Source organism: Pseudomonas sp. BP6, assembly GCF_017875935.1.
Taxonomy (GTDB): Bacteria; Pseudomonadota; Gammaproteobacteria; order Pseudomonadales; family Pseudomonadaceae; genus Aquipseudomonas; species Aquipseudomonas putida_Y.
This window is the reverse complement of sequence record NZ_JAGINI010000001.1, coordinates 772470-797637: the sequence shown is the minus strand read 5'-3', so window position 1 is coordinate 797637 and position 25168 is coordinate 772470. Positions and strand designations below refer to the sequence as shown.

At 63.0% G+C, this 25168-nt stretch carries 27 protein-coding genes and 1 riboswitch; of the genes, 5 read left to right on the top strand and 22 right to left on the bottom strand.

Going from position 1 to position 25168, the window contains the following annotated elements; all coding sequences use genetic code 11:
• Positions 1 to 780 precede the first annotated feature (780 nt).
• Positions 781 to 1200, bottom strand: a complete 420-nt coding sequence (locus J3A98_RS03635; RefSeq protein ID WP_176685472.1) for an SEL1-like repeat protein — start codon at positions 1198 to 1200, stop codon at positions 781 to 783.
• 950 nt (positions 1201 to 2150) lie between these two features.
• Between J3A98_RS03635 and J3A98_RS03630 the strand changes: the two genes are divergently transcribed.
• From J3A98_RS03630 to J3A98_RS03620, 3 genes are all read left to right on the top strand, one after another.
• Entirely contained in the window at positions 2151 to 2375 is a 225-nt protein-coding gene (locus tag J3A98_RS03630) for a hypothetical protein (RefSeq protein WP_176685473.1), read from the top strand.
• A gap of 249 nt (positions 2376 to 2624) precedes the next feature.
• A complete protein-coding gene (locus J3A98_RS03625; RefSeq protein ID WP_176685474.1) occupies positions 2625 to 3107 on the top strand; it encodes a hypothetical protein in 483 nt (160 codons plus the stop codon).
• A gap of 147 nt (positions 3108 to 3254) precedes the next feature.
• The gene (locus J3A98_RS03620) at positions 3255 to 4520 is read left to right on the top strand and encodes an outer membrane protein transport protein (RefSeq protein ID WP_176685475.1); all 1266 of its coding nucleotides are present in this window, start codon (positions 3255 to 3257) and stop codon (positions 4518 to 4520) included.
• Positions 4521 to 4563: 43 nt separating this feature from the next.
• Here the strand turns inward: J3A98_RS03620 and J3A98_RS03615 are convergent, their stop codons facing one another.
• The gene (locus J3A98_RS03615) at positions 4564 to 5493 is read right to left on the bottom strand and encodes a LysR family transcriptional regulator (protein WP_209964072.1); all 930 of its coding nucleotides are present in this window, start codon (positions 5491 to 5493) and stop codon (positions 4564 to 4566) included.
• Between the two features lie 114 nt (positions 5494 to 5607).
• Here J3A98_RS03615 and J3A98_RS03610 point away from each other — a divergent pair, with 114 nt between their 5' ends.
• The gene (locus J3A98_RS03610; RefSeq protein ID WP_176685477.1) at positions 5608 to 5868 is read left to right on the top strand and encodes a DUF2798 domain-containing protein; all 261 of its coding nucleotides are present in this window, start codon (positions 5608 to 5610) and stop codon (positions 5866 to 5868) included.
• 144 nt (positions 5869 to 6012) lie between these two features.
• On the opposite strand, the gene J3A98_RS03605 is transcribed toward J3A98_RS03610, so the two are convergent.
• From J3A98_RS03605 to cobO, 15 genes are all read right to left on the bottom strand, one after another.
• Entirely contained in the window at positions 6013 to 6564 is a 552-nt protein-coding gene (locus J3A98_RS03605) for a glutathione peroxidase (RefSeq protein ID WP_014592086.1), read from the bottom strand.
• A gap of 46 nt (positions 6565 to 6610) precedes the next feature.
• Positions 6611 to 6733, bottom strand: coding sequence for a hypothetical protein (locus tag J3A98_RS27075; protein WP_256122397.1), 123 nt, complete (start codon positions 6731 to 6733; stop codon positions 6611 to 6613).
• Entirely contained in the window at positions 6730 to 7923 is a 1194-nt protein-coding gene (locus J3A98_RS03600; protein WP_176685505.1) for an MFS transporter, read from the bottom strand. Before J3A98_RS03600 ends, J3A98_RS27075 begins: the two co-directional genes overlap by 4 nt.
• A 72-nt stretch (positions 7924 to 7995) precedes the next feature.
• Positions 7996 to 8400 carry a MarR family winged helix-turn-helix transcriptional regulator gene (locus J3A98_RS03595; RefSeq protein ID WP_084850372.1) on the bottom strand — a complete coding sequence of 135 codons (405 nt, stop codon included), beginning with the start codon at positions 8398 to 8400 and terminating at the stop codon, positions 7996 to 7998.
• 61 nt (positions 8401 to 8461) lie between these two features.
• Positions 8462 to 9577: a cellulase family glycosylhydrolase gene (locus tag J3A98_RS03590; RefSeq protein WP_209969727.1), complete on the bottom strand. Its 1116-nt coding sequence runs from the start codon at positions 9575 to 9577 to the stop codon at positions 8462 to 8464.
• 229 nt (positions 9578 to 9806) lie between these two features.
• On the bottom strand, positions 9807 to 10529 hold the full coding sequence (locus J3A98_RS03585) for an adenosylcobinamide-GDP ribazoletransferase (RefSeq protein WP_209964068.1): 723 nt from the start codon (positions 10527 to 10529) through the stop codon (positions 9807 to 9809).
• 1 nt (position 10530) lies between these two features.
• The gene (cobC, locus tag J3A98_RS03580) at positions 10531 to 11097 is read right to left on the bottom strand and encodes an alpha-ribazole phosphatase family protein (RefSeq protein WP_209964062.1); all 567 of its coding nucleotides are present in this window, start codon (positions 11095 to 11097) and stop codon (positions 10531 to 10533) included.
• The gene (gene cobT / locus J3A98_RS03575) at positions 11094 to 12149 is read right to left on the bottom strand and encodes a nicotinate-nucleotide--dimethylbenzimidazole phosphoribosyltransferase (protein ID WP_209964059.1); all 1056 of its coding nucleotides are present in this window, start codon (positions 12147 to 12149) and stop codon (positions 11094 to 11096) included. Before cobT ends, cobC begins: the two co-directional genes overlap by 4 nt.
• Positions 12146 to 12667: a bifunctional adenosylcobinamide kinase/adenosylcobinamide-phosphate guanylyltransferase gene (gene cobU / locus J3A98_RS03570; protein WP_209964055.1), complete on the bottom strand. Its 522-nt coding sequence runs from the start codon at positions 12665 to 12667 to the stop codon at positions 12146 to 12148. The genes cobT and cobU overlap by 4 nt, the downstream gene beginning before the upstream one ends.
• Position 12668: 1 nt before the next feature.
• Positions 12669 to 14123 (bottom strand): cobyric acid synthase, encoded by a 1455-nt coding sequence (locus J3A98_RS03565; RefSeq protein ID WP_209964053.1) that lies wholly within the window; start codon positions 14121 to 14123, stop codon positions 12669 to 12671.
• Positions 14120 to 15112: a threonine-phosphate decarboxylase CobD gene (gene cobD, locus J3A98_RS03560; protein WP_209964051.1), complete on the bottom strand. Its 993-nt coding sequence runs from the start codon at positions 15110 to 15112 to the stop codon at positions 14120 to 14122. The genes J3A98_RS03565 and cobD overlap by 4 nt, the downstream gene beginning before the upstream one ends.
• On the bottom strand, positions 15105 to 16013 hold the full coding sequence (cbiB, locus tag J3A98_RS03555; protein ID WP_176685484.1) for an adenosylcobinamide-phosphate synthase CbiB: 909 nt from the start codon (positions 16011 to 16013) through the stop codon (positions 15105 to 15107). Before cbiB ends, cobD begins: the two co-directional genes overlap by 8 nt.
• Positions 16010 to 16660 carry a 5,6-dimethylbenzimidazole synthase gene (bluB, locus tag J3A98_RS03550; protein ID WP_176685485.1) on the bottom strand — a complete coding sequence of 217 codons (651 nt, stop codon included), beginning with the start codon at positions 16658 to 16660 and terminating at the stop codon, positions 16010 to 16012. Before bluB ends, cbiB begins: the two co-directional genes overlap by 4 nt.
• Positions 16657 to 17952 (bottom strand): cobyrinate a,c-diamide synthase, encoded by a 1296-nt coding sequence (locus J3A98_RS03545; protein ID WP_209964049.1) that lies wholly within the window; start codon positions 17950 to 17952, stop codon positions 16657 to 16659. The genes bluB and J3A98_RS03545 overlap by 4 nt, the downstream gene beginning before the upstream one ends.
• Positions 17949 to 18560 carry a cob(I)yrinic acid a,c-diamide adenosyltransferase gene (gene cobO, locus J3A98_RS03540; protein WP_014754250.1) on the bottom strand — a complete coding sequence of 204 codons (612 nt, stop codon included), beginning with the start codon at positions 18558 to 18560 and terminating at the stop codon, positions 17949 to 17951. The genes J3A98_RS03545 and cobO overlap by 4 nt, the downstream gene beginning before the upstream one ends.
• Before the next feature lie 119 nt (positions 18561 to 18679).
• Positions 18680 to 18901, bottom strand: a riboswitch (cobalamin riboswitch).
• A gap of 270 nt (positions 18902 to 19171) precedes the next feature.
• Here cobO and J3A98_RS03535 point away from each other — a divergent pair.
• Positions 19172 to 20479, top strand: a complete 1308-nt coding sequence (locus J3A98_RS03535) for a sorbosone dehydrogenase family protein (RefSeq protein ID WP_209964046.1) — start codon at positions 19172 to 19174, stop codon at positions 20477 to 20479.
• 55 nt (positions 20480 to 20534) lie between these two features.
• On the opposite strand, the gene J3A98_RS03530 is transcribed toward J3A98_RS03535, so the two are convergent.
• The 5 genes from J3A98_RS03530 to J3A98_RS03510 form a co-directional block, all read right to left on the bottom strand.
• Positions 20535 to 21068, bottom strand: coding sequence for a C40 family peptidase (locus J3A98_RS03530; RefSeq protein WP_209964043.1), 534 nt, complete (start codon positions 21066 to 21068; stop codon positions 20535 to 20537).
• Between the two features lie 140 nt (positions 21069 to 21208).
• Entirely contained in the window at positions 21209 to 21847 is a 639-nt protein-coding gene (locus J3A98_RS03525; protein ID WP_209964040.1) for an NlpC/P60 family protein, read from the bottom strand.
• Between the two features lie 127 nt (positions 21848 to 21974).
• The gene (gene hda, locus J3A98_RS03520; protein ID WP_003252443.1) at positions 21975 to 22682 is read right to left on the bottom strand and encodes a DnaA regulatory inactivator Hda; all 708 of its coding nucleotides are present in this window, start codon (positions 22680 to 22682) and stop codon (positions 21975 to 21977) included.
• Between the two features lie 180 nt (positions 22683 to 22862).
• The gene (locus J3A98_RS03515) at positions 22863 to 23936 is read right to left on the bottom strand and encodes an AI-2E family transporter (protein WP_209964036.1); all 1074 of its coding nucleotides are present in this window, start codon (positions 23934 to 23936) and stop codon (positions 22863 to 22865) included.
• A 12-nt stretch (positions 23937 to 23948) separates the two neighbouring features.
• Positions 23949 to 25016, bottom strand: coding sequence for a DUF2066 domain-containing protein (locus J3A98_RS03510; protein WP_209964032.1), 1068 nt, complete (start codon positions 25014 to 25016; stop codon positions 23949 to 23951).
• Positions 25017 to 25168: the final 152 nt, after the last annotated feature.

Genomic DNA, 25168 nt, shown 5'->3' with positions numbered 1-25168 from the left:
AGACAGGGTATTGCCCCTGCCACCAAGCCCAGCAGAATGCTGGCCAGATCCACTGTCATGCTAACCCCGAACGCTCTGATGCAAATTGAGTGCAGCTTATCAGCCTGACTGGCGTGTTGCCTGCATCGGCCTCTTCGCGGGCCTGCCCGCTGCGCAAGCCTGAAGGCAAAGCCCGCACGGTCGCCCGTAGGAGCGGGTTCACCCGCGAAGAGGCCGGCCCTGCTGGCCAATCTCCACCCGCCGTTCACCGTCGCCGCCGCCACCGTATTCGCGGGTAAACCCGCTCCTACACACGCATCGGGGGTTGAACACAGGCCGCCGTAGGAGCGGGTTTACCCGCGAAAGGGCCGGGCCTGCTGGCCAATTTCCACCCGCCGTTCACCGTTGCCGCCGCCACCGTATTCGCGGGTAAACCCGCTCCTACACACGCATCGGGGGTTGAACACAGGCCGCCGTAGGAGCGGGTTTACCCGCGAAAGGGCCGGGCCTGCTGGCCAATCCCCACCCGCCGCTCACCGTTGCTGCCGCCACCGTATTCGCGGGTAAACCCGCTCCTACACACGCATCAGGGGTTGAACACAGGCCGCCGTAGGAGCGGGGGTTGAACACAGGCCGCCGTAGGAGCGGGTTTACCCGCGAAGAGGCCGGCCCTGCTGGCCAATTTCCACCCGCCGTTCACCGTTGCCGCCGCTACCGTATTCGCGGGTAAACCCGCTCCTACCACGGTGATGGACACACATCGGGGATTGCTCGCAAAAGGGCCCGCACAGGCAACGAAGCTCAGGCAGGAAACCACTGTCGCAGCAACCGCCGCGCTTCCTGCGAGCCCTGCCCTGCGGCAAGCTCAAGCCAATAGCGCGCCTGCTCCGGCTCGTTTTGCCGACACAGCCGAGCGTACTCCAACTGCGCCCGACGATCCCCTGCGCGGGCTGCCTGACGCAGCAGCTCATGGCCAATACGCCGGTCGCGGGCATTGCCACAGTCGCGGCACAGCATCTGCCCCAGGCGGCTCTGCGCCACAACCACACCTTGGCGCGCCGGCTGCTTCAACAGGCGCCCGGCCAGGTGCTTGACCTGAGGTTTATCGCCCAGGCGCGGGCTATCGAGCAACCACAGGGCCACTTTCAGGGAAAAGCGTTTGGCGGGAGGTGCAAGTGTCGATGCAACGGGGCTGGCGAGGTGTTTACCGCGAAACTTCATGAGCAACAGGTTTTGGTAACTCGAAAAGCGCGCCACTCTACTCTTTTTTTTTCACCCTGGCCTGTCGATTTCTGGAGTATTGAAAAAAAATTCAATGATCTTTTCTTGACGTTTCCAGGAGGATGACCAACCGGTCTTTTGGAGCATGGGGATTGTCGGACAGTTCATCCCGTTGCTGGCACGCCCGTGCTAGAGCAAGCGCTCGGGACAATCCACAGTTCCTGTGGATAACTCGGTGGACAACCCCCTATCACACCCCTCAAACCCCCGTGAATTGGGGGCTTTGGTCAAACTGACGATTTTTTCACCAGCTAAAAATAGTGTTTTTTTTCATTGACTTAACCACGCAGTCAAGGCATTGGCGAGGCTGCCGGGTGGTGTTATCAAGCCGTTACAAGCGCTGCCCCGAATGTGAACAAGTGCACCATAAACCTTCATTTCCGTGCACGAAAAGGACACATCGGCCCGCATAAAGGCCATTTACCCCCTCTTCACAGCAGCGAGAATTCGCGCCATACTGCGCGGCTCACTTGAACATACATACTGCTTGCCAAACACCTGCACTTCCGGTAAGGTGCCCCTCGTTAGTACCAAGCTGAAAGTCAATTTTGGCCGCAAGCGTCCTTGCAGACTTGTTCCCCCCAAGAGCAGTTCTGCTGAAACAAGGACCGGCCCATTCAATGATTCACTCGCCAGCACTGCGCTGCGCAAGCATGAATCACATGACAGATTGATCAGGATCCCACCTCGACGGCCTAGAACCTTGGCCTCGGCGTGCTGCCTGCCTTCCGAAGTACCTACCAGTCAGCCCAAGCGCCTACATTTGATTGCGCCCCCTCTGGCTGCCCTGTTCCAGTCAGGTTCGTTCGTCCCTTAATAAAGGCGTCACTGGAACGTTTCTATCATGCACGGATCTTATCCCCGTGTTTAAAGCAGGAACCTCCAACAATATGCAAACTCATCATCAGATTCAGGCTGCCATTGGCACCCTCTCCCAGGCCTTCTCGCCGCTGAAGTGCCTTATCGTTGCCCCACGCAAGGGCAGCTTCAGCTTTACCTTGGTAGACGAGCACGGCGTTGCCTGCCACACCGAACGCCTGTACCACGAACAGTACAGCCGCAGCGAACCGCTGCAGGCGGTGATCGCCAGGACTCGTCAGTCGCTTACCGCGTGACCGGCGAATGCCGGGGTATTCAAGCGCTGAATCATCCAATCGCAAGACTGCCTGAACGCTCCTGGCGTAATTGCCTTAGGGCATATGCCCCGGAGCATCAGGCAGTAATCGATTTAAAAACAGCTCTTTACACCACGATTATCACACTACACTTCAACTCGAGCGGTGCTTTCCGCTCCCGGCGGGCCTGATCATTCACCAGCTGCCAAGCTCCAGCGCCCGTCCGGCCCTTACCTGCTCGAGGGCATCATGGGTATTGCGGCGAATGAATTGTGTCAGTATGTGATCCGACCCACCCTGGTCTACCTGAACCGTCACTGCGCCAGCGCCGAAGCCTTGTTACTGGGCATCGCCGCCAGTCAGTCAGCCCTCGGCTCAGCCCTGCATGACCGGCGCGGGCACGGCCTTTACCGTATCGGCGAGCAACGTCACCAGGCGCTCTGGGACGAATACCTGGCCCGTGATCCCGACCTAGCCAGCCTGATTCGCGGCCTTGCCAGCCAGCACGCCTTCCTTGGTGGCCCGCACCTGGAGCTCACCGTCAACCTGCGCTATTCCACTGCCATTGCCTGGATGCTCATCGAAGAGCAGGCCACACCATTGCCTGCGGCGGACGATCTACTGGCACTGGCGCGGATCTGGCGACAGATTTTCAACCCCCAGGGTCGCCTGCGCGACTTCACCCACGCCTGGCATGCCTGCATAGATCAGAAATTGCCACAGGCATCTTGAGACGCGTCCTACAACTATACCGGAAAAAAGGGAATTTTGGTCGGATTGTCCTACAAAACCGCTCTAACTCCTGCGATTGAGCCTATAGCGCGGCGCGTGATTTGTTGGTAGCTTTTCGCCCCGGAGATCCCAAGGAGTTTTCTAATAATGAAAAAAGTAATGCTCAAAACCTCCCTCGGCTTAGCCGTTGCGCTTGCTTCCAGCCAACTGCTCGCCAGCGGCTTCGCGCTCAACGAACAGAGCATCAGCAGCATGGGGACAGGTTTCGCGGGACGTTCTTCTTCTGCCGAAGATGCAAGTACCGTATTCGGCAACCCGGCCGGCATGTCCCGCCTCAAGCGCGAACAGTTCACCGTGGGCGGCGCTGCCGTCATCGCCAAGACCGACATATCGGGCCCAGGCAGCAACCTCGGGGGGGAAACCGATGGTGACATGGTGCCTGTCGTTGGCGTACCCATGGGTTACTACGTCAAGCCGATCGATGACCACTGGAGCGTCGGTTTCGGTGTCTACGTACCGTTCGGCCTGGTAACCGACTACGGCAGCGATGATGCCGCGCGCTACTGGGGCAAGAAGAGCCACGTACAGGTTGTCACCTTCCAGCCGACTGTCAGCTATGCCTTCAACGACAAGGTCTCGATCGGTTTTGGCCCGACCATCAACCGCATCGAAGGGGAACTGGGCTCGAGCCTGATCAACCCGTTCACCCCGGGCCGTAACGACGGCGAAGTGAAGATCAAGGGCGACGATACCGCCGTTGGCTACAACATCGGTATTCTGGTCCAGGCCACCGACCGCACCCGTGTCGGTCTTACCTATCACTCGATGGTCGACTACAAGCTCGAGGGCAAGACCCGTGTCAGCACCCCGCTGATCGGGCCATTCAACGGCAACAAGTTTGACGCCAGCCTGAAGATCAAGACGCCTGAATCCGTCGACCTTTCGGTTACCCATGAACTGGACGACCAATGGACCCTGTACGCAGGCAGCACCTGGACGCGCTGGAGCCGCCTGGAAGACATCACCGTGCAGAACGATGTGCCGGCGCCACTGGCAGGTTCGGCGTTCCAGACCATCACCGAAGAGCAGAACTGGCATGACACCTGGGCTCACGCCATTGGTGCATCCTACAAGGTCAACAAGGAGTGGGTACTGCGTACCGGCTTCACCGTCGACCAGTCGCCAACCAACAACCACGATCGTTCGCCGCGCATCCCGACTGGCGACCGCAAGGTGTTCAGCCTGGGTGCCGGCTGGAGCCCGAACGACGACATGACCATTGACGTCGCCTACTCCTACCTGTGGGAGGAGGACACCAAGGTCAATCAGGTCAGCGCGACCAAAGGCAGCTACCAGGCCAAGTACGAGAACAGCGCTCACGGTATCGGTGCATCCCTCACCTACCGCTTCTGATTCTTGCGCGTCACATGAAAACCGCCTTCGTGGCGGTTTTTTTTCATGCCTGCAGTTGCCAGCTGTCGCCCAGGCACTCGCGCAGATAGTCCATGAAAACGCGCACCTTGGTGGTCATGGCAAAGCGATCGGCCAGGCACAGGTAGATGTCCATGGGCTCGGTCTGGGCGTAAGCCTGGCTGCTGTCGCAGTATTCGAACAGCGGCACCAAGGCGCCCGAGGCCAGGTGTGGCCGCACAATGAACTCGGCCAGGCGGGTGATGCCACCATCGTGCAGGGCCATCTGGGTCAGGGCATCGATATCGTCGCTGATCAATACATTGCCGAATTCCGCTTCGAAACGCAGGCCGTCCCGTATGAAGCCCCAGCGCAGGAAGCGGCCATCCACCGGGTAGCGAAACACAAGGCAACGGTGCCCGCGCAAGGCCTCGGGCGTGCCAGGTACGCCAGCACTTTGCAGGTAGCCAGGTGAGGCACAACAAATGAACGGAATGCGGGCGATGCGCCGGGCCAGCAACTGGTCTTCGAGCTGCGGCGCAATGCGCAGGCTCACGTCAACGTCTTCACGGGCATGGTTGACCCGACGATCAATCGTTACCAACTCTATCGAAAGTAAGGGGTAGCGGGCACTGAAAGCAGGTATCAACGGTGCCAGCACATGGCGCCCGAAGGCAGAGGTCGAGGCAATGCACAACCGCCCCTGAGGTTCGCTGTCGGGTGTTGTCACTGCCTGTTCGGCCAGGACCAGATCACGCTCGATGTGCTTTACACGCTCGTAATACTGAGCACCAGAGGGCGTCATGGCCATGCTGCGTGTGGTTCGGCTGAGCAGGCGCACTTGCAGGTGGCCTTCCAGCCGCGCCAGATTCTGGCTGACGGCTGCCGGGCTAAGGCCGATGTTACGGGCGCCAGCGGCAATGCTACCGGCCTCGACCACCTTGATGAAGCAGCGGATGGCGTTGAGCAGGTCCATGGTGAGCTCTTGGATTCGTAATGATTTCTTTATAAAGAACTCAATGCTGCGGGTCTACAGCTGCAGGCGTGCACGTTGCTAATCTGCGCTTCCACTCAGCTTTCAGGAGTTCGCATGAGCAACCTTTCCCGGTCGCGCGGTCGACGCAAATTACACCCGGTCGCTACCCCCTACGTTTTCGCGTTCTTCATGTCGTCGATCATGGCGCTGTTGATGTGCTTTGTGATCACGGCTGCCAATGCCGGGATTACCCCGGAGTATCTGGGCAATGTGCTCAAGGCCTATCAGCTGGCGATGCCGGTGGCATTTGTGTGTGTGCTGGTGGTCCGGCCGGTGGTGATGCGGCTGGTGGCGATTACCGTGCATGCACGGTGAAGTGGCCTGCAGCCAGCCACTTCCTGTTTTTGATCTTGATCTTCACGACTTCAGGAGGCCTGCGCTCGGCCTCCTGAAGTCGCAATCTGCATCGCCTGAACTGCCTCGCACTTAGAAGCAGAAGTCGCAGCAAGATCAGCCTGGTTACTGCTGTGAGGCGATGGCCTTTTCGATAGCGGCGCGGAATGCGGGATCATCCGGTTTGGTCAGGCTGGAGAAGTTACCGATCACCTTGCCCTTGCGATCGACAACATACTTGTAGAAATTCCACTTCGGCGCACTGCTCTGGCTGGCCAGCTCCGCGAATAGCGGTATCGCATCCTTACCCCGCACCGCCTGCGTCTTGGTCATGGTGAAGGTGACGCCGTAGTTGGCATAGCAAACCTTGGCAGTCTTCTCACTGTCGGCGTCTTCCTGCTTGAAGTCATTGGACGGCACGCCGAGCATTTCCAGCCCTTGCTCGTGATATTCCTTGTACGTCGCCTCAAGCCCCTCGAACTGCGGGGCAAAACCGCAATAACTGGCAGTGTTCACCACCACGAGCGGCTTGCCGGCAAAGCGTTCGCACAGCTCGACCTGCCCCTTGCCGCGCAATTCCGGCAGGCTGCCCTGCAACAACGCCGGGCAATCCGCTGCCCAGCTCGATGTACTGGCAAGCAGGGCCAGCACCGGCACCGTCAACCAATGTGCACGCATGACTCGTTTCTCCCGCATGACAACCCTTGAGCTTGCAGGGTAGCGCCTAACACACACTCATGCCCAGTTGCATCAGCGCCATCCCTCCCTGATGCCAGCCCCACCACACCAGTGCCAACAGCAACAGCGCGGCAACCGCCAACAGCCCGCGGAGCAGGTAGCGGTTCATGCTGCCTGGGCCTGAAGGCGTGCAACCGGGCGTTCGCGCACCGGCCAGTTAAGGGCAGCAGCCAGCAAGCTGAGCAGGATGGATATCTGCCAAACCAAGTCGTAGCTACCGGTGCGGTCATACACCACCCCACCCAGCCACCCCCCCAGGAACGCGCCCAACTGATGGAACAGGAACACGATACCGCCCAGCATGGACAGGTTACGCACCCCGAACACGGTGGCCACGGTACCATTGGTCAACGGTACCGTGGACAACCACAGCAGGCCCATGGCAATACCGAACAGATAAGCACTGAACTCGCTCACCGGCGCCCACAGGAACAGCACGATCACCACCGCGCGCAGCAGGTACAAACCGGTCAGCAGGCGCGGCTTGGACATGCGCCCGCCCAACCAGCCAGCGGTGAAGGTTCCGACGATGTTGAACAGGCCGACCAGCGCCAGCACTGTCGTACCGGTGGTCGCAGCCAGGTGCTGGTCAACCAGGTAGGCCGGCAGGTGCACGCCAATGAACACGACCTGGAAGCCACAGACAAAAAAGCCCAGCGCCAGCAACCAGAAGCCGGAGTGCGTGCACGCCTCGCGCAGCGCCTGGCCCAGGGTCTGCTCGGCACCGTGACTGGGTAACGGGCGATCGCGCAGCAGGCCGACGAAAGGCACGATGAACGCCACCATCAGCCCCAGCACCAGCAACGCTGCCGACCAGCCCAGCCACTGAATCAGACCAAGGGTGCCCGGCAACATGGCGAACTGGCCGAATGACCCGGCGGCGCTGGCGATCCCCATGGCCATGCTGCGTTTTTCGGCCGGCACAGCACGCCCGACCACACCGAGGATGACCGAGAACGACGTGCCGGACAGGCCAATGCCGATCAGCAAGCCCGCACTCAGCGATAACGACCAGGCCGAATCAGCCATGCCCATCAGGATCAAGCCGACGGCATAGAGAATACCGCCGATGATGACCACCCGCGCCGCGCCAAGCCGGTCGGCCAAGGCGCCAGCGAACGGCTGCGCCAGCCCCCAGATCAGGTTCTGCAGGGCAATGGCGAAGGCAAACACCTCACGCCCCCAGCCAAAATCAGCACTCATCGGCGCCAGGAACAGGCCGAAGCCGTGTCGTACGCCCAAAGATAGCGCCAGTATCAAGGCCGCCCCCACCAATACCCATCCGCTGGTTCGCCACACCGAAGTCATTTTCGTTATCTCCCGCTCATCGCAAGGTTTTGCGGGTATATACCCGCTTATAGTCGTATCGAGTCAGGCCAGTTGTTTCAGCAGTCGCACCAGCTCATCCCGCTGCCCCACCCCGAGCCGTTCAACCAGCTCTTTCTGCGCCTGCTCCCAAGCTGGGTGGGCAACGTGCAACAGTTGCTTGCCCGCTGCGGTCAACAGCACCACGCGGTTACGCTGGTCGTCGCCATCGCCCAGTGCTACCAGCCCATCCGCCTCCAGCACACGCAGATTACGGCCCAGGGTACTGCGCTCGAGTCCCATGGCTTCAGCCAGGACTGTGATGCTGGGTCGGTCGAGCCGTTGCAGGTGACGTAGCAGGGAAAACTGGGCGACATTGACCCCGAAGCCGGCAAGGGCTTCGTCGTAATGCCGGCTCACCCCGCGGGCGGCACGACGCAGGTGGGTACAGATGCATTCACTGGTCAGCATGGATACGTGTATATACCCGCATACTGACTGTTGCAAGAAGTTTCACAAGGGGTGAGAAGCGTCAGTCCGGGTTCAAGCGCCTGCGGATCGGCTCGAACTCAACCGTGGCCTTGCGCGCCAGGGGGGCTGGCGCGCCCTGCTCGGCCGCCTGCCAGTAGCGCCACGGCACCTTCGCCGTGCCCAGTTCGTAGTCCATGCCATCCCAGTTGTCTTCACGGAAGCTATAGAACGCCCAGTGCAACCGGTTGCGATCCAGCACGACGAGTACATCTTCAAGATACTGCCGACAACCCGGCAACCTGCGCATGCAGCCAAACTCTCCCACCACCAGGCGAGAACGCGGCAGCCCCATGGCTTCGGCCCATGCCAGCGGCTGGCGCAGGTAGCGTTCGACGCGTTGCCCATCCCACAGCTGGGTCTGCCCGGCAAAAGGTACGGGGCCTGGATAGGCGATGGGATGCTTGCGCGCCATGTTCGGCGCACTGGTAGCGGCATAGGGCTCATACATGTGCACGCTGTACAGCACTCGCGCGTCTTCCAGCGGGGCTGGCCAGTAGCCGAACGCGTCTGCACCCGCATACCAGCCGGCATCGACCATGATCGGCGTATCAGCGTCTTCTTCGCGAATGGCCGCTATCAGTTGCCGGTACAGCAAGGGCAGATCGCGCGTACCTCCCTGCTCTTGCGCATACCACTGCTGCATCTGCCCACGTTTGGCATGTTCAGCCAGGCTGCTCTGTTTCTCCGGTGCTGGCTCATTGATCAGGTTGTAGGCGGCGATGGCCGGATGGCGCTTCAGTTCGCGCGCCATATCTCGCCAGAAGGCCGCAGCCTGGGACCAGTAGCGTTTGTCTTGCCACAGGCGATCATCGAACTGGCCCTGGTTATTTTGCGACCAGCGCATACCCGGTAGCGAGAGTGGCGCGATGACCACCTTGAGCCCCGCCTGGTGTGCCCGGTCGAGGGTGGCACGCAGCACAGCCAGGTCGGCTTCGGGCAGGCCTTCATAGGTATCGGCGCTGCCGAGGAGGAAATCACGTTTCACCGGTTGCCATTTGTCGTACGACAGCCGCACCCAGGTAGCGCCGTACCCCCTCAGGGCATCGAAGTAGGCCTGATCGGGTGGCAGCCGGTTGAAACTGTTGCCGCCGTGGCGTGGGGTGTCCCAGAACGCCATGAGATCTGCAGCAGTGGCTGGGAGGGTGGACAGGACCAATAGACTGGCAAAGATCCAGTGACGCACGGGAAGCCTACCTGGTTGCATGAAGGGAGGCTGAGGATACGCCGACAAGGGAGATGCAGGCGCTACCGGACCGTTGCTGGAAGTTACTGCCCCGCCTCCACCTATGAGGCCTTTCGCGAAAGCACTGCAAAGCAGCCCCGGAAGTACGGTCCGGGCCAAGCGCTCAACCCCCCAGCGCCAACCCGAGCAGGACGGCCAGCTCCAGCAACTCCAGCAACGCACCCGCGGTATCACCGGTGGTCCCACCCAGGCGCCGGCACATCAGATGCCGCAACCAGACAAACACCGCCAGCGCCAGCAGTACGCTCCATCCGCCAAGGAACAGGCAGAACAGCATACAAACCAGCAACACCCACCCCGCCGCGCGCCGGGGCAAATGTTCGGCCAACGCCTGGCCCAACCCGCCAGATCGCACATAAGGTGTGCCCAGGAACAGGCCCAACATCGCCGCCCGCCCAATCAACGGCGCCAGCAGCAATTGCGCCCCGACGCCCTGCCCGACCAGCACCCACAATGCGCAAAACTTCAGCAGCAACACCAAGACCAGGGTGACCACGGCTATCGGCCCACTGCGCGGGTCTTTCATGATCAGCAAGGTGCGTTCACGGTCGCCGAAACCACCTAGCCAGGCGTCGGCACTGTCCGCCAGGCCATCCAGGTGCAAGGCACCACTGAGCAGTACCCACAACGTCAGCAGCAAAGCCGCGTGCAGCGGCGGCGGCGTGCCCTGTAGCAGATGGCTGGCCAACCACAGCAGCAAGCCGAACAGCAGCCCAACCAGCGGGTAATACAGCAGCGAACGCCCCACCTCACTCGGTGCCGGCATGCCCGGCAGGCTCACCGGCAGGCTGCTGAGAAACTGCAAGGCGATCCAGAACGGTAACATCTCAGGGTGCCTCGACCAGTTGCCCGTCGTCACCCGGCACCAGCCGCATCAATGCCCCATGGCCAACCTCGACCTGCAGTAACTGCGCCCTGGGCAAGCCACGGGCACGGGCCAGTAACAGCCGCATCACGCCGCCATGGGTCACCAGCAGCACGCGCTTGCCGGCATGTTGCAGGCGCAAACGCTCGACCGCCGCCAGCACCCGTTCGGCAAATGCCTCGACCGGTTCGCCATTGGGCGGTGTGAAGGCGTAAGGGTCGGCCCAGAAACGCCCCAGTGCATCGGCCTGGTGCTCCATGATCTGCGCCGCAGTTTGGCCCTCCCAATCACCGAAGTGCAGTTCCTGCAGGGCAGGCTCACGCTGCACTGGCAGTTTCAATTGCGCACCCAGCTCATCGGCAAAACGCCCGCAGCGCTGCAGCGGCGAGCTGACCAGCACCTGCCATGGACCGGCGTCGGCCACGGCGCGGCGCATCTGCACCCAGCCCTTGTCGGTCAAGGCATCATCAAGGCTGCCACGCAGGCCGCCCTGTTCCGTTTCACCATGGCGCAGCAAGTCGAGGATCATGCCGGGCGGTCCGCCACCGCGGCCTCGACAAAGGTCGCCATCTGCCCATGCAGCGCACAGGCCAGGCGCAACAGCGGCACCGCCAGGGCAGCGCCACTGCCCTCACCCAGACGCAAGCCCAAGGCCAGCAAGGGTTCGGCCTGCAGCGCAGCAAGCAAGGTCTTGTGGCCGGGCTCAGCGCCCTGGTGAGCGAACAACAACCAGGCCCGACACTGCGGGTTGAGGCGCACTGCCACGAGCGCAGCGACACTGCAGATAAAGCCATCCACCAGCACCGCGACACCCGCCTGCGCGCAACCGAGGTAGGCACCGGCCAACGCCGCGATCTCGAAACCGCCAACACAAGCCAGTGCCTGCAACGGGTCTTCAGCGCGCAAGCCATGCAGGCGCAGCGCCCTCTCGATGACTTCGGCCTTGTGCTGCACCCCGGCGTTGTCCAGGCCGGTGCCTGGGCCGCTCAGCGCCGACGCCGGGCACCCTAGCAGAACACTGGCCAAGGCTGCGGCGGCGGTGGTGTTACCAATGCCCATCTCACCACCGATGAACAGCTGTGCGCCCTGTTCGGCAGCGCGCTGGGCACTGTCGCGGCCGGCCTGCAAAGCCGCTTGCAGCTGGTTTGCGGTCATCGCGGGTTGGCGGGCAAAGTTGGCAGTACCGGTGCCCAGGCGCAGATGGCGCACGCCGGGCAGCTCCAGCTGCGCGTCAATGGTGCCCAGGTCGACCACGTCCAGGCTGGCCTGCAGCTGCCGCGCCAGCACACTGATCGCCGCGCCCCCGCCGACGAAGTTACATAGCATCTGCCCGGTCACCGCCTGCGGATAGGCCGAGATGCCCTCTTCGACCACGCCGTGGTCACCGGCAAAAATGCTGATGGCTACCTTATCCAGCGTTGGCCGCTCAAGCCCCTGAAGGCCAGCCAACTGAATGGCCAGCTCTTCAAGTTGGCCAAGCGAGCCAGCAGGTTTGGTCAGTTGCTGCTGACGGGCGCGGGCCTGGTCCATGGCGGCGTTGTCGAGGGGTTGGCAGGCGTCACGCCACCAGGCTTGGGTCATAGTGCAGGTCCTTTGAGGATTAAGGGCAGGCCGGCCACGGTCAACACGACACGCTGACAGCGTTCGGCCACGGCCTGGTGCAGCCAGCCGGCCAGGTCGACATAGCGCCGGGTCAGCTCGCCCATGGGTACGACGCCCAGGCCGGTTTCGTTACTGACCAGGATAAGGGTGCCAGGTAACTGCTCCAGGCACGCCAACAGGGCATCACGCTCCTCGGCCAGGCGCTGGTCGTCGTCCAGCATCAACAAATTGGTCAGCCACAGGGTCAGGCAATCCACCAGCAGGCAGCGCCCTTCGGCCGCCTCGGAGCGCAGTACCGCAGCCAGGGCCAAGGGCTCTTCGATCAACCCCCAGTCATCCGGCCGACGCTGGCGATGCAGCAACACGCGTTCATTCATTTCACCATCCAGCGGCTGGCTGGTGGCGATGTAGGTCACCGGCAAGCCGCTGGCACTGGCCAACTGTTCAGCCAGGCGGCTTTTGCCAGACCGGGCACCACCGAGGATCAGGTTACGCATATCAGGCCACCCCACACAGCTGACGCAATTGTGCGGTGTCCAGGTGCTTTTCCACCAGATCGGCCAGGCGCTCGATGTCGTGTTCGCGCAACGCTTCGTAGTCGATAACCTGCACATCCTCCAGCCCGGCCCAGCGCAATAGCGCGGCACACGACTGGCTGCCTTCGAACAGGCCATGCAGGTAGGTGGCGAGGATCTGGCCATCGGCACTGACTGCTCCATCATGGCGGCCATCAGCCAGTTGGACCGCGGGTTGCTCCAGAGCAGGCCCGGTGGTCACGCCAGCATGAATTTCATAACCGGTTACCGTTGCCGCTTCAAGGCTCAGCGTGCCGGCAACATTGCGCAGTTGCTTCTCGGCTTCGAGCACCGTGGCATAGTCGAGCAGGCCAAGCCCCTGGCTTGAACCTGCGGCCCCCTCCAGCCCCAGCGGATCATGCACTTCGCGCCCCAGCATCTGCAGGCCACCGCAGATACCGATCAGCTTGCCGCCATAGCGCAGGTGCCGCTCGATAGCCTTGTCCCAACCGCGCTCGCGCAGTTGTGCCAGGTCGCCGCGTACGCTCTTGGAGCCCGGCAAGATGATGAGGTCGGCCGCCGGAATCGGCTGGCCCGGGCCGATGAACTGCAAGTCCACCTGCGGGTGCAGGCGCAGCGGGTCGAAGTCGGTGTGGTTACTGATACGCGGCAGCACTGGCACGATCACCTTGAGCACACGCGCGTGCTTGACGCCCTGGCGCACATCGATGCCGTCTTCGGCTTCCAGGTGCAGGTCAGTAACGTAAGGCAGGACGCCCAGCACCGGTTTGCCGGTGCGTTGTTCCAGCCAGTCCAACCCTGGCTGCAGCAGGGCAATATCACCACGGAAGCGGTTGATGACAAAGCCTTTGATCCGTGCCTGCTCACTGGTCGACAGCAATTCCAGCGTGCCCACCAGATGGGCGAACACTCCACCGCGGTTGATGTCGGCCACCAGGATCACCGGGCAGTCCACCGCTTCGGCAAAGCCCATGTTGGCGATATCGCCGGCACGCAGGTTGATCTCAGCCGGCGAGCCCGCGCCCTCGACCATGACCACCGGGTACGCGGCACTCAGGCGCTGGTGAGAAGCCAGCACAGCCTGCATGGCCGTGGTCTTGTAGTCGTGGTAGGCCACTGCATTCATGCTGGTGACCGCGCGACCGTGGATGATGACCTGGGCGCCGGTGTCGCTGTTGGGCTTGAGCAGCACCGGGTTCATGTCGGTGTGCGGCTGTAGCCGGCAGGCCTGGGCCTGCACCGCCTGGGCACGGCCGATTTCACCGCCATCAGCCGTCACCGCGCTGTTCAGCGCCATGTTCTGTGGCTTGAATGGCACCACAGCGACACCCTGGCGCAACAGCCAGCGGCACAACGCGGTCACCAGTGTGCTCTTGCCTGCGTCGGAGGTGGTGCCTTGCACCATGAGGGTCGTCATGCCGTTTCCTTTTGATAAGTCGCCAAGGCGTGGGCCAGGCGCTGTTCGTCCGCGGCGCAGGCAGGCAACCCCAGGCGCACGGCCGCTGGCTGTTCGAACAACCGTACAAGGATGCCGCGCCGGGCGAGAAATTCATGCAGTCGCGCAGCGTGCTCGCTACGCACGTACTGGAACAGGTCGCAGCCGCCGCTGGGCGCCAGGCCGGCCCTGCGCAACATGTGCGCAAGCCGCTGGCTGGCAGCAGCACAGCGTTCGGCCTGCGCACGCTGGGCAGCTTGATCAGCCAGACTGGCCTGGGCCAGTACCCGGGTCGGGCCATTGACCGTCCAGGGTCCGAGCAGCTCGGCCAGGCGCAGCAGCAAGCTGTGTTCGGCGGCAACGAAGCCCAGGCGCACGCCGGCCAGGCCGAAGAACTTGCCAAACGAGCGCAGCACGATCAGTCCCGGGCGTTCGGCGCAGTCCACCACGCTTTCCGCCGGGGTGTTATCCATGAATGCTTCGTCGACCAGCAGCCAGCCACCGCGGGCAGCCAGGCGAGCATGCCAAGCCAGCAGACGTTCGCGCGATACCCGGTGGCCGGTCGGGTTGTTGGGGTTCACCAGCACCAGCACGTCGAGGCCGTCGAGCGCAGCCTCAACTTGCGCTTCATCCAGCGCCAGCAGTTGGTGCCCCGCCCGTTGCCAGGCATAGGGGTGTTCGGCATAGCACGGCGTCAGCACGCCTACCCGGGCGGCTGTACGCAGCAGCGGCAAGGCCTGGATCGCGGCCTGGGAGCCGGCGACCGGCAGCAACTGGCGGGCGCCGTAATACGCGCGCGCGGCGTCCTCCAGGCCGTCCTCGGTTTCCGGCAGACGGGCCCAGGCGTCGACGGGAATCGGCGGGATCGGGAATGGCCAGGGCGCAATGCCGCTGGACAGGTCGAGCCACTGCTCACGGGGGATACCGTATTGCTGCACCGCGCGAAGCAGGCGACCACCATGTTCAAGCATTGATATAGGCCCCCAGGCAAATCACCAGCAGCCACAGCCACACGCCGCGCTGCACCAGTTGCCAGCCGCGCTCGATGGCATCGGCATCAGCCACTGGCCCCTCGCCCAGGCGCGGCCGCTCATGCAGTTCGCCGTGGTACACCGCCGGGCCACCCAGCGCCACGCCCAGCGCACCGGCGCCAGCAGCCATCACCGGCCCGGCGTTGGGGCTGTCCCACAGCGGACCCTGCTTGCGCCAGCAGGCCAGGGCCAGACGGGTTTTGCCCAACAGGGCATACGTCAGGGCCACCAGCCTTGCAGGTATATAGTTGAGCACATCGTCGATGCGCGCCGCGCACCAGCCAAAGCGCTCGAAACGTTCGTTACGGTAACCCCACATGGCATCCAGCGTGTTGCTAAGGCGGTACAGCACCACGCCGGGCGCACCGGCCACCACAAACCAGAACAACGCGGCGAACACTGCATCGCTGCCGTTCTCCAGCACCGACTCGGTGGCCGCTCGGGCCACCGCTGGTTCGTCCAGTTCGCGCGTTTCGCGGCTGACCAGGTAGCCAACCCGGCGCCGCGCCTCCGCCAGATCGCCCTGGCGCAAAGCGTTGGCCACCGGCAGCACATGCTCGCCCAGGCTGCGCAGCCCCACGGCGCAGTAAAGCGCCAGCACGTCAACCAGCCAGCCGATATACGGCAGCCACGAAAGGATCAGTGCCACCAGGGTCAGCGGCACCACCGCCAGGAACCACGCACTCACGCCGTGGCTGCGCCAGCCACGCCCGCCTGCATTCAGACGGCGCTCAAGGTTGCCGGCCATGTTGCCGAAGGCCACCAAGGGGTGGCGGCGCTGTGGTTCGCCCAGCAAGGCGTCCAGGGCCACCCCGGCCACGGTCAGCAAGGCCACGCTCATTGACGCTCTCCCCATTGGTTTTCGTAAAGCATTTCACTCAGGGGCCGCTCTTCGGCCCAGCTTTCCTGCACCAACATCGGCACCGGATAGAACTCGGCGACCGGCCCAAGGCACAGTACCGCCACCGGCTTGGCACCGCCGGGCATGCCCAGCAACGTGGCCAACGCCTGCGGGTCGAACAGCGACACCCAGCCCATGCCCAGCCCTTCGCCACGCGCGGCCAGCCACAGGTTCTGGATGGCACAGGCCAGCGAGGCCAGGTCCATCTCCGGCAGGGTGCGGCGGCCGAAGATGTGTGATTCGCGGTTGTCCATCAAGGCCGCCACCAGCAGCTCGGCACAATCGTTTATGCCCTCCACTTTCAGCTTCATGAAGGCATCGGATCGCTCGCCCAATGCCTCGGCCGTGCGTATCCGCTCCGCCTCCACCAAGGCCTGGATGCGCCCGCGCAGGTCACGCCGGGTGATACGGATAAATCGCCACGGCTGCATAAGCCCCACACTGGGCGCCTGATGCGCGGCGGCCAGCAGGCGGCCAAGCAGCTCGGGCGCTACCTGGCCACCGGCGAAATGGCGCATGTCGCGGCGCTCGCCGATGGCCCGGTAGATTGCGGCGCGCTCGGCGTCGCTATAGGCGTGATCATTCATGGTCGCAACAGCGCCGCCGCCGCATCCGGGCAGGAAGGGAAATAGAAGTGCACGTAGGAGGCCGTGAGCCGGCCCAGACGATAAACCGCCTCGTTGCCTCGCCCACCGTTGGGGCTCAGACCGCGGGCAATCGGTTCCAGCGCAGTACTGGTCAGCGAATGGTGGTAGGTGTGACCGCGCAAGGTCCCTTCCGGCAGCTCCACCGCCTGCAGCGCCAGGGCGGCCAGGCGCTTCTGCATGGTCGCCTCGCCCGGCAGCAGGCCGAGCAGTTCGGCACGTTCACCGGCCACGTCAGTCAAGGCATCGAGCAGGTACAGCATGCCGCCGCACTCGGCCAGCAATGGCTTGCCCTGCGCATGGTGGGCGCGGATCGCCTCGCACATCGGTGCGTTGGCGGCCAGCGCATGGTGATGCAGCTCTGGATAACCACCCGGCAGATACAGGCTGTCTACTGCCGGCAGTTCGCGGTCGTGCAGCGGCGAGAAGAACACCAGCCTGGCACCAAGGTTGCGCAGCAGGTCGAGGTTAGCGCCATACGTGAAGGCGAACGCTTCGTCCCGCGCCACGCCAATGCGCACACCGGCCAGCGAGGCAACGCAGGCTTGCGGTTCGGGTTCGGCAAAGCTTACTGGCGGCGGCAACGCCGCATCGCAACTGGCGCCCAGCGCTTCGGCAGCAGCGTCCAGCCGGGTGTCCAGGTCATTCAGCTCGCTGGCCTGCACCAGGCCCAGGTGGCGGCTAGGCAGCTCGATGCCGCGCTCGCGGGACAAGCCGCCATACCAGCGCAAGCCTTCGGTCAGGCTGCCTTCCAGCAGTTGCGCATGGCGCAGGCTACCGACCCGATTGGCCAGCACGCCGGCGAACGGCAGGTCGGCCTGGTACCGCGCCAAGCCCAGAGCCAGGGCGCCGAAGGTCTGGGCCATGGCTGTGCCGTCGATCACCGCCAGCACCGGCACGCCAAAGTGGCGCGCCAGGTCGGCGCTCGAAGGGGTGCCGTCGAACAGCCCCATCACCCCTTCGATGAGGATCAGGTCAGCTTCGCCGGCTGCTTCCCACAGCAGACGACGGCTTTCCTCCGCACCGATCATCCACAGATCCAGCTGATACACCGGCGCGCCACTGGCCCGTTCGAGAATCATCGGGTCAAGAAAGTCGGGCCCGCACTTGAACACCCGCACCTTGCGCCCGAGGTTGCGGTGCAGGCGGGCCAGGGCAGCAGTGACGGTTGTCTTGCCCTGGCCAGAGGCCGGTGCCGCGATCAACACGGCGGGGCAGTGGCTCGATCGACTCACAGTTCGACGCCTTTCTGCGCGCGGATACCAGCCTGGAAGGCATGCTTGAGCATACCCATTTCGGTCACGGTATCAGCCAGTTCGATCATCTCGGGTTTCGCAGCGCGGCCAGTGACAATCACATGCTGCATGGGCGGGCGGGCCTGAATGTCGGACAGTACCTGGTCCAGGTCGAGGTAACCATGCTTGAGCGCGATGTTGAGCTCGTCCAGCACCACGAATTGCACACCTGGGTCCTGCAGCAACTGGCGCGACACCGCCCAGGCGGCTTGCGCGGCAGCGATGTCACGCTGGCGGTCCTGGGTTTCCCAGGTAAAGCCCTCGCCCATCACGTGGTAGCGCACCTGTTCGGGGAAGCGACGGAAGAACAGCTCCTCGCCGGTGCTGTTGCGCCCTTTGATGAACTGCACCACACCGCATTGCATGCCGTGGCCCAAGGCGCGCGCGAGCATGCCGAAGGCCGAACTGCTCTTGCCCTTGCCGTTGCCGGTCAGCACCAGCAGCAGGCCACATTCGTTAGGGGAATTGGCGATGCGTTCGTCGATGACCGCCTTCTTGCGCTGCATGCGCGCCAGGTGGCGTTCGTCGCGTTCGGTGGATTCGCTCATCAGGGTTCTCCGCTGGCTGGCACCACGGCAATGCGCGGCGACAGGTAATAGGCAGGCAAACGGAGAGCGCGCAGAGGCCATGGCAGGATGCCACGGTGCACCGCGCATCACCCTCCGTGATGCCGTTGGCAGTATCAGGCCGGTCTCCGGGCTTGTGAGTGGGCCTCGGCCCTGGCCTGCGCGCCTTCCCGGATGCTGGCATCCAGTGGCCCTGCGCGGCCTTTTACTCATCCACCGTTGCGGGGGCAGCGCCGGAATCGCGCCATGCTGGCACCCACCGGCTTCCCAGTTTCACCCTGCCCAGTCGGGGCTGGCAGGGCACCTGAAACACGCCGCGAAGGTTAGAGGGTTGTACCGGGAGCGTCAATCGAAGCGGGTGACGCCGCCAAAGTATGCCTGACCCGCTCTGAACGTCCGGCCCCTGCGCTGCGCCTGGCCTTCCGAAGTAGCAATCTGCGTTGCCTGAACTACCGTGCACTTAGATGCAAAAGTCGAGGCAAGAGCAAGAACAAGCCTCTCAGAGACTGCTGGATCGACGGGGGCGCCGAGGGGAACCCGACGACCCCAGCCCCCCTCTCAGTTCAACAGGCCTTCTCTGGAGGACGCCGCCTATGAAATGCCTCATGCCTTGGTTAATCGCAGCCAGCCTGGCAGGCTGCGGCGAGACGGCGCTGCTGGACGTGCGCGAGGGCAGCGGACCAACGCCCAAGCTGCCGGCCCCTGTCACGACCTTGATCCCCACCGTAAATATCGCCCCCGCAGTCGGCTGGCCCAAGGGTATGAAACCGACCGCAGCACCTGGCACCCAAGTCGCAGCGTTCGCCAAAAGCCTCGATCACCCACGCTGGCTCTATTTGCTGCCCAACGGCGATGTGCTGGTGGCCGAGACCAACGCGCCGACCAAACCCGAAGATGGCAAGGGCATTCGCGGCTGGGTCATGGGCAAGGCGATGAAACGTGCCGGCGCTACCGTACCCAGTGCCAACCGTATCACCCTGCTGCGCGATGCCGATCAGGATGGCGTGGCAGAAGTCCGCAGCGTTTTCATCAAAGGCCTCAACTCCCCCTTCGGCATGACACTGGTGGGCAAGAACTTGTACGTGGCGGAAACAGACAGGCTGCTGCGCTTTCACTATGAATCTGGCGCCCTACAGATTGACGATGAAGGCCACCCGGTGACCGAGCTACCCGGCGGCCCTCTGAACCACCACTGGACCAAGAACGTGATCGCAAGCCCTGATGGCAGGAAGCTCTACGTGACGGTTGGCTCGAATAGCAACGTGGGGGAAAACGGCATGGACAAGGAGCAAGGGCGTGCCGCGATCTGGGAGATAGACCCCGCCAGCGGCAAGCACCGGCTGTTCGCCACCGGCTTGCGCAACCCCAACGGACTGGCCTGGGAGCCGCACAGCGAAGTGTTGTGGACAGCGGTCAACGAGCGTGACGAACTCGGCAGCGACCTGGTGCCGGACTATATCACCTCGGTGAAAGACGGCGGCTTCTATGGCTGGCCCTACAGTTACTATGGGCAACACGTAGACCAACGAGTACACCCGCAGGCCCCGCAAAAGGTGGCCGAGGCACTGGTGCCGGACTATGCGGTCGGCCCGCATACTGCATCCCTAGGGCTGGCATTCATCGGACCCGGCGTGTTGCCGCCGCCTTTCGAACAAGGGGCATTGGTGGGCCAGCACGGGTCGTGGAACCGCAAACCACACAGTGGCTACAAAGTGCTGTTCGTGCCCTTCGACGGATCAGGCAAACCTGCGGGCCGCCCCATAGACCTGCTAACGGGCTTTCTCGATAGAGAAGGCAAGGCGATGGGTCGGCCGGTGGGCGTGATCCAGGACGGTCAAGGCGGGATACTGGTGGCCGACGATGTCGGCAATGTGATCTGGCGGGTGAGCAAAGCCCCCTGAATCTCGGCAGCCTGTATCGGTCCCGAGCTCAGCGGGGCCGATACAGGTATCGATATCAGGGATTCTGCGCCAGATGCCCTTGAGGAATCACCCGCTTGGCCTGCAGGTAGGCCTTGGCCCAGTAGCTGTTTGACAGGTAGTCCAGGCGCACGGTGCCACCGGTGGACGGTGCATGCACGAAGCGCCCGTCCCCTACATAGATGCCCGCATGGCTGACCTGCGAGCCACCATTGGTGGCGAAGAACACCAGGTCACCGGACTGCAGTGAACTGGCATCCACCGTCGGTGCGCGCATGACGATCATCTCTCGCGTCGAGCGCGGCAGACTGATGCCTGCAGCATCACGGTACACGTATTTGATCAGGCCGCTGCAGTCGAAGCCGGAGTCCGGCGTATTGCCACCCCAACGATAAGGCGTGCCAACCAGACCAATGGCACGAATCAGCACGTCATCGGCAACCGGCGAAGGATTGGGCTGGCTATAGGTAACCTGTGGCTGTACCACAGGGGCCGGCGCAGGCGCACGGCTGGAACATGCAGCCAGCAAGGCTGCCAAGGAGAGAAATGCGAAGCGCGCCATTTTTATCATGGCCAGAACATCCTGTCTGAGACCGCTGCGCTGCAGCCGAAAAGAGTTGAGAATTTAGATTAGACGCTTTCTGTAAATGCGCACGGCGGTGTGCTTTTTTTCAAAGCATCACCGCCGCGGCACGGTACATCATTTTGATATCAGTTGCGCGCGATGTTGGTCGGCGCCATGGCCAAGGCTCGCTTGGCTTCGATGAAGGTCTTGCTCCAGTAGCGATCACCGAGGTTGTCGATGCGTACACCGCCGCTGCGGCGGCTGCTGGAGTGGATGAACTGGTTGTCACCCAGGTAGATACCGGCATGGCTCACCCGGCCGCGGCCATTGGTGCTGAAGAACAGCAAATCACCTGGCTTGAGTTTGTTGCGGGCCACTTTCGGCGCATCGACCTTGATCATTTCTCGCGTGGAACGCGGCAGCGTCATGCCCGCCTCTTCGCGGAACAGGTAACCGATGAAGCCACTGCAGTCGAAGCCGGATTTTTCCGAGGTACCACCGAAGCGGTAGCGAGTGCCGATCAACGACATACCGCGCTCGAGAATGCTGTCAGCCAGAACGGGCAGTTGGTAAGGCTTGCTGCCGGAGAAAGACGAAAGGTCATCTTCGGTGGCCAGCTCTTCCGGCTCACCGAATACCGCCGAGGAAGAGGCTTTGGCCTTGATAGCCGATTGTGCGGTGACCGGGGTGTGATCCTGAGGCTGAGATACCGGGCCTTGGGCCGCGCAGCCAAAAAGAAGGGTCACGAGTGCGAGTGGCACGAGGGGTGCGAAGCGCTTCAGCATGGGCACGACCGTGTCTGTAATCCTTTAGAAGGGTGAGACTATGCCCTCTATCATGGCCATTTGCAAATTTTATCGAAAAAGATGTGACTTTTTTGCGCCACCGCTCTGGCCCAGTGTTTTCAGGGGGTTACCAGCCGAGGGTTTCCTTGAGAAAAGGAATGGTGAGCTTGCGTTGTGCCTGCAGCGACGCCTGATCGAGGCGCTCGAGCAAGTCGAACAACGCGCTCATGCTCCGCGCCCCGCGGGTGAGGATGAAATGGCCGACTTCGTCGGTCAGGTGCAGGCCACGGCGCGAAGCACGCAGCTGCAACGCGCGCAGCTTGTCTTCATCAGACAGGCCGCGCATCTGGAACACCAGGGCCAGGGTCAAGCGCGACTTCAGGTCCGGCAGCTTGATCGGCAGCTCGCGCGGTGATGCCGAGGCTGCCAGCAGCAAGCGGCGGCCGCTGTCGCGCAGGCGGTTGAACAGGTGGAACATGGCCTCTTCCCAATCAGCCTTGCCGGCGATCACATGCAAATCGTCGATGCACACCAGTTCGTACTGGGCCAGGTAGTCGAGCAGTTCTACGCCGCGATCGAGCAGTTGCGCCAGTGGCAGGTAGACAGCAGGTTCGCCACGTTGCTGGAAGCGATGGGTGGCGGCCTGCAGCAGGTGGGAACGGCCAACACCTTGTTTGCCCCACAGGTAGATAAGGCTCTCGGTCCAGCCGGCGTCGGCTTCGCATAACCGCTCGACGTAACCCAATGCCGCAGCATTGGCGCCCGGATAGTAGTTGATGAAGGTGGCGTCATCGCGCAGGCGCACACCCAGGGGCAACTGGATCGGTGGTTTCATGCTCGCGGGCGGTCGGCAGGACCGCGGGGGGCCTTTGGTGAACAATGTGCAAAGTCTATACCTGCAACGCGGGGCGCACAATCTCGACTGCGGATAGGGCAAGCAAAATCAACAAGTTGCGTTTTGCAAGCGACCTGCGGATGCGGGGCGCGAAAAGGCTCAAGACAAAACGCGTGGCGTTCAAAGCTCCGGGTCGATATTTCCGGCGTACATGTCCGATTCCTTGTACAGAGCATGCACATGCCGCAGCAGCACCATGATCACCGCCGCCACCGGCAGCGCCAGCAGCACGCCGGTAAAGCCGAACAGTTCACCACCCGCGAGGATGGCAAAGATGACCGCAACCGGGTGCAGGCCGATGCGATCGCCCACCAGCAGCGGGGTCAGTACCATACCCTCCAGCGCCTGCCCGACCATGAACACCGCAACGATGCCCAGCATCGGGTACAGGTCGCCACCGAACTGGAACAGGCCGGCCACCAGCGCGGCACCAATGCCAATGATGAAGCCCATGTATGGCACGATGGCCGCAAGACCTGCAAGCATGCCGATCAGCAGACCGAGCTCGAGCCCCACCAGCATAAGGCCGGCTGAATAGATGATGCCCAGGGCCAGCATCACCATCAGTTGCCCGCGCACGAATGCGCCCAGCACTTCATGGCATTCACCTGCCAGGCCCATCACTTGCGACTCGCGCTGGCGCGGCAGCAGGCTGCGCAGCTTGCCCATCATCAGGTCCCAATCGCGCAGCAGATAGAAGCCCACTACCGGGATCAGCACCATGTTGGCCAGCCAGGCCACCAACGCCAGGCCTGAGGCGGTAGCCTGGGACAGCAGCATGCTGACGATATCGGTGGTCTGCCCCATGTGCGCGCCGATGGCGGCCTTGATCTTGTCGAATTTCCAGAAACCATCGGCCAGGCCAAGGCGGCCCTGTACCCACGGCAGCGCTACATGCTCAAGCCAGTCGAGCACCTGCGGCGCCAATTCGTACAGGCGCACCAACTGCTTGGCCAGCATCGGCACAAGCACCAGCAACAAGGCCAATAGCACCAGGGTGAACAGGCCGAACACCACCACTACACCCCAGGTACGCGATAGCCCCAGGCGCTCGAGGCGATCGACCAGCGGGTCGGCCAGGTAGGCCAGCATGATGCCAACCAGGAACGGCGTAAGAATATTGTGCAGGCTATAAAGCAGCACAGCGATCAGCAGCGCAACACCCAGCCTGATCCAGCGACGCATGTCAGTCACGGCAAGCGCCCCTTACCAGCGAAAACGCAAGCCGTCGAACGGCGTGGGTGCTGGCTGCGCAGGCGCGGGCTGCCCGGCAGCGGCGTCCACTGCCGGTGCTGGTGTGGCTGGCACTGCCGGTGCCTGCTCTACCGGCACCTCCTGCAGTTTGGCCAGGCCAAGCTGGGCACGCAGCTGATCACGATTGCCAGTGACCCCGTAGGTCAAGGTCGTGCCTTCGGCCGCCTGCAAGCGTGGGCCATAGGGCTCCAGCACGCGGGCCAGTTCGGCGTAGCGCTGCAGGTTCATGCCCTGCACTTGCACCTGCAATTGGCGGCCGGCACCCGGCCGGGTAACGTAGCGCGGCGCCAGGCGGCTGCTTACCGCCAGCATCACCGCGTCAGCCAAGGCTGTCGGGTCGGCACCCTCGGCATTGCCCTGCTCACGCTGGTCGCCCAGCCACAGCTGCCACTTGCCCTGCCACTTGCCGTCGGCTTCCTGTGCATGTACCGCCAGCAAAGCATCGGCGCCGTAGCGCTCGGATGCTTCGCGCAACTGCGCCGGGTCGCTGCCTTCGATCTGCCTGGCATTGGCAACCAGTTGCTCCTGCAAGTCGGCCAGCGGCAAGCGCAGCGGCAGACCGCGGTGCTGGGCGGCGCGGCGCAGGGGTTGGGCACTGACCTGGCCATCACCGACCAGGTTGCTGCCCTCAACAGTGTCGTTCAACCACCACCCCAGTATCGAAGGCCGATTACTGCCCCATAGCGCCAGGCCAGCCTTGCGCAAGGCCCGCTCGGTACTACCAGGGTCGAACTCGACCACTATCGACTCGGGCGGGCCGGCTTCGCTGCCCACCTGGTTGATGATTTGCCGAGGGTCCTTGCGCAACTCGGCCAACGCAGGGCTTTGCACTGCCTTTGGGTCACCGGTCAGACGCAGCACCAGCGTGTCCAGGGCTTTGACCTTGGCCGCGGTACGGGCTTCAGCGCCCGGCCCGGAGACCGGTTCGCGCACCTGATAAAGGCCTGAGACATTTTCAGCCAGGGCAGTGGCCGAGATCAGGGCCAGGCAACCGGCTGCCAGAATATTGAACAAACGCATGGAGGATTCCTGTCCAGTTACCGCAATGCCTATACCTTATACACGGGGGCGCCAGGTAACCAGCCGCGGGGCGTGAAAGATTGCTTGCGGGTGTTGTAGGGCCTACCGGTGTTCGCGTTGAGCGGCGCAGCGCCGGTGAGATCGCGCACCGC

What these genes read in the sequence shown, in the direction of transcription:
- J3A98_RS03635 (WP_176685472.1), bottom strand. Translation starts at nt 1,200, where the DNA reads ATGAAGTTTCGCGGTAAACACCTCGCCAGCCCCGTTGCATCGACACTT.
- J3A98_RS03630 (WP_176685473.1), top strand. Translation starts at nt 2,151, where the DNA reads ATGCAAACTCATCATCAGATTCAGGCTGCCATTGGCACCCTCTCCCAG.
- J3A98_RS03625 (WP_176685474.1), top strand. Translation starts at nt 2,625, where the DNA reads ATGGGTATTGCGGCGAATGAATTGTGTCAGTATGTGATCCGACCCACC.
- J3A98_RS03620 (WP_176685475.1), top strand. Translation starts at nt 3,255, where the DNA reads ATGAAAAAAGTAATGCTCAAAACCTCCCTCGGCTTAGCCGTTGCGCTT.
- J3A98_RS03615 (WP_209964072.1), bottom strand. Translation starts at nt 5,493, where the DNA reads ATGGACCTGCTCAACGCCATCCGCTGCTTCATCAAGGTGGTCGAGGCC.
- J3A98_RS03610 (WP_176685477.1), top strand. Translation starts at nt 5,608, where the DNA reads ATGAGCAACCTTTCCCGGTCGCGCGGTCGACGCAAATTACACCCGGTC.
- J3A98_RS03605 (WP_014592086.1), bottom strand. Translation starts at nt 6,564, where the DNA reads ATGCGTGCACATTGGTTGACGGTGCCGGTGCTGGCCCTGCTTGCCAGT.
- J3A98_RS27075 (WP_256122397.1), bottom strand. Translation starts at nt 6,733, where the DNA reads ATGAACCGCTACCTGCTCCGCGGGCTGTTGGCGGTTGCCGCGCTGTTG.
- J3A98_RS03595 (WP_084850372.1), bottom strand. Translation starts at nt 8,400, where the DNA reads ATGCTGACCAGTGAATGCATCTGTACCCACCTGCGTCGTGCCGCCCGC.
- J3A98_RS03590 (WP_209969727.1), bottom strand. Translation starts at nt 9,577, where the DNA reads ATGGCGTTCTGGGACACCCCACGCCACGGCGGCAACAGTTTCAACCGG.
- J3A98_RS03585 (WP_209964068.1), bottom strand. Translation starts at nt 10,529, where the DNA reads ATGTTACCGTTCTGGATCGCCTTGCAGTTTCTCAGCAGCCTGCCGGTG.
- cobC (WP_209964062.1), bottom strand. Translation starts at nt 11,097, where the DNA reads ATGATCCTCGACTTGCTGCGCCATGGTGAAACGGAACAGGGCGGCCTG.
- cobT (WP_209964059.1), bottom strand. Translation starts at nt 12,149, where the DNA reads ATGACCCAAGCCTGGTGGCGTGACGCCTGCCAACCCCTCGACAACGCC.
- cobU (WP_209964055.1), bottom strand. Translation starts at nt 12,667, where the DNA reads ATGCGTAACCTGATCCTCGGTGGTGCCCGGTCTGGCAAAAGCCGCCTG.
- J3A98_RS03565 (WP_209964053.1), bottom strand. Translation starts at nt 14,123, where the DNA reads ATGACGACCCTCATGGTGCAAGGCACCACCTCCGACGCAGGCAAGAGC.
- cobD (WP_209964051.1), bottom strand. Translation starts at nt 15,112, where the DNA reads ATGCTTGAACATGGTGGTCGCCTGCTTCGCGCGGTGCAGCAATACGGT.
- cbiB (WP_176685484.1), bottom strand. Translation starts at nt 16,013, where the DNA reads ATGAGCGTGGCCTTGCTGACCGTGGCCGGGGTGGCCCTGGACGCCTTG.
- bluB (WP_176685485.1), bottom strand. Translation starts at nt 16,660, where the DNA reads ATGAATGATCACGCCTATAGCGACGCCGAGCGCGCCGCAATCTACCGG.
- cobO (WP_014754250.1), bottom strand. Translation starts at nt 18,560, where the DNA reads ATGAGCGAATCCACCGAACGCGACGAACGCCACCTGGCGCGCATGCAG.
- J3A98_RS03535 (WP_209964046.1), top strand. Translation starts at nt 19,172, where the DNA reads ATGAAATGCCTCATGCCTTGGTTAATCGCAGCCAGCCTGGCAGGCTGC.
- J3A98_RS03530 (WP_209964043.1), bottom strand. Translation starts at nt 21,068, where the DNA reads ATGATAAAAATGGCGCGCTTCGCATTTCTCTCCTTGGCAGCCTTGCTG.
- J3A98_RS03525 (WP_209964040.1), bottom strand. Translation starts at nt 21,847, where the DNA reads ATGCTGAAGCGCTTCGCACCCCTCGTGCCACTCGCACTCGTGACCCTT.
- hda (WP_003252443.1), bottom strand. Translation starts at nt 22,682, where the DNA reads ATGAAACCACCGATCCAGTTGCCCCTGGGTGTGCGCCTGCGCGATGAC.
- J3A98_RS03510 (WP_209964032.1), bottom strand. Translation starts at nt 25,016, where the DNA reads ATGCGTTTGTTCAATATTCTGGCAGCCGGTTGCCTGGCCCTGATCTCG.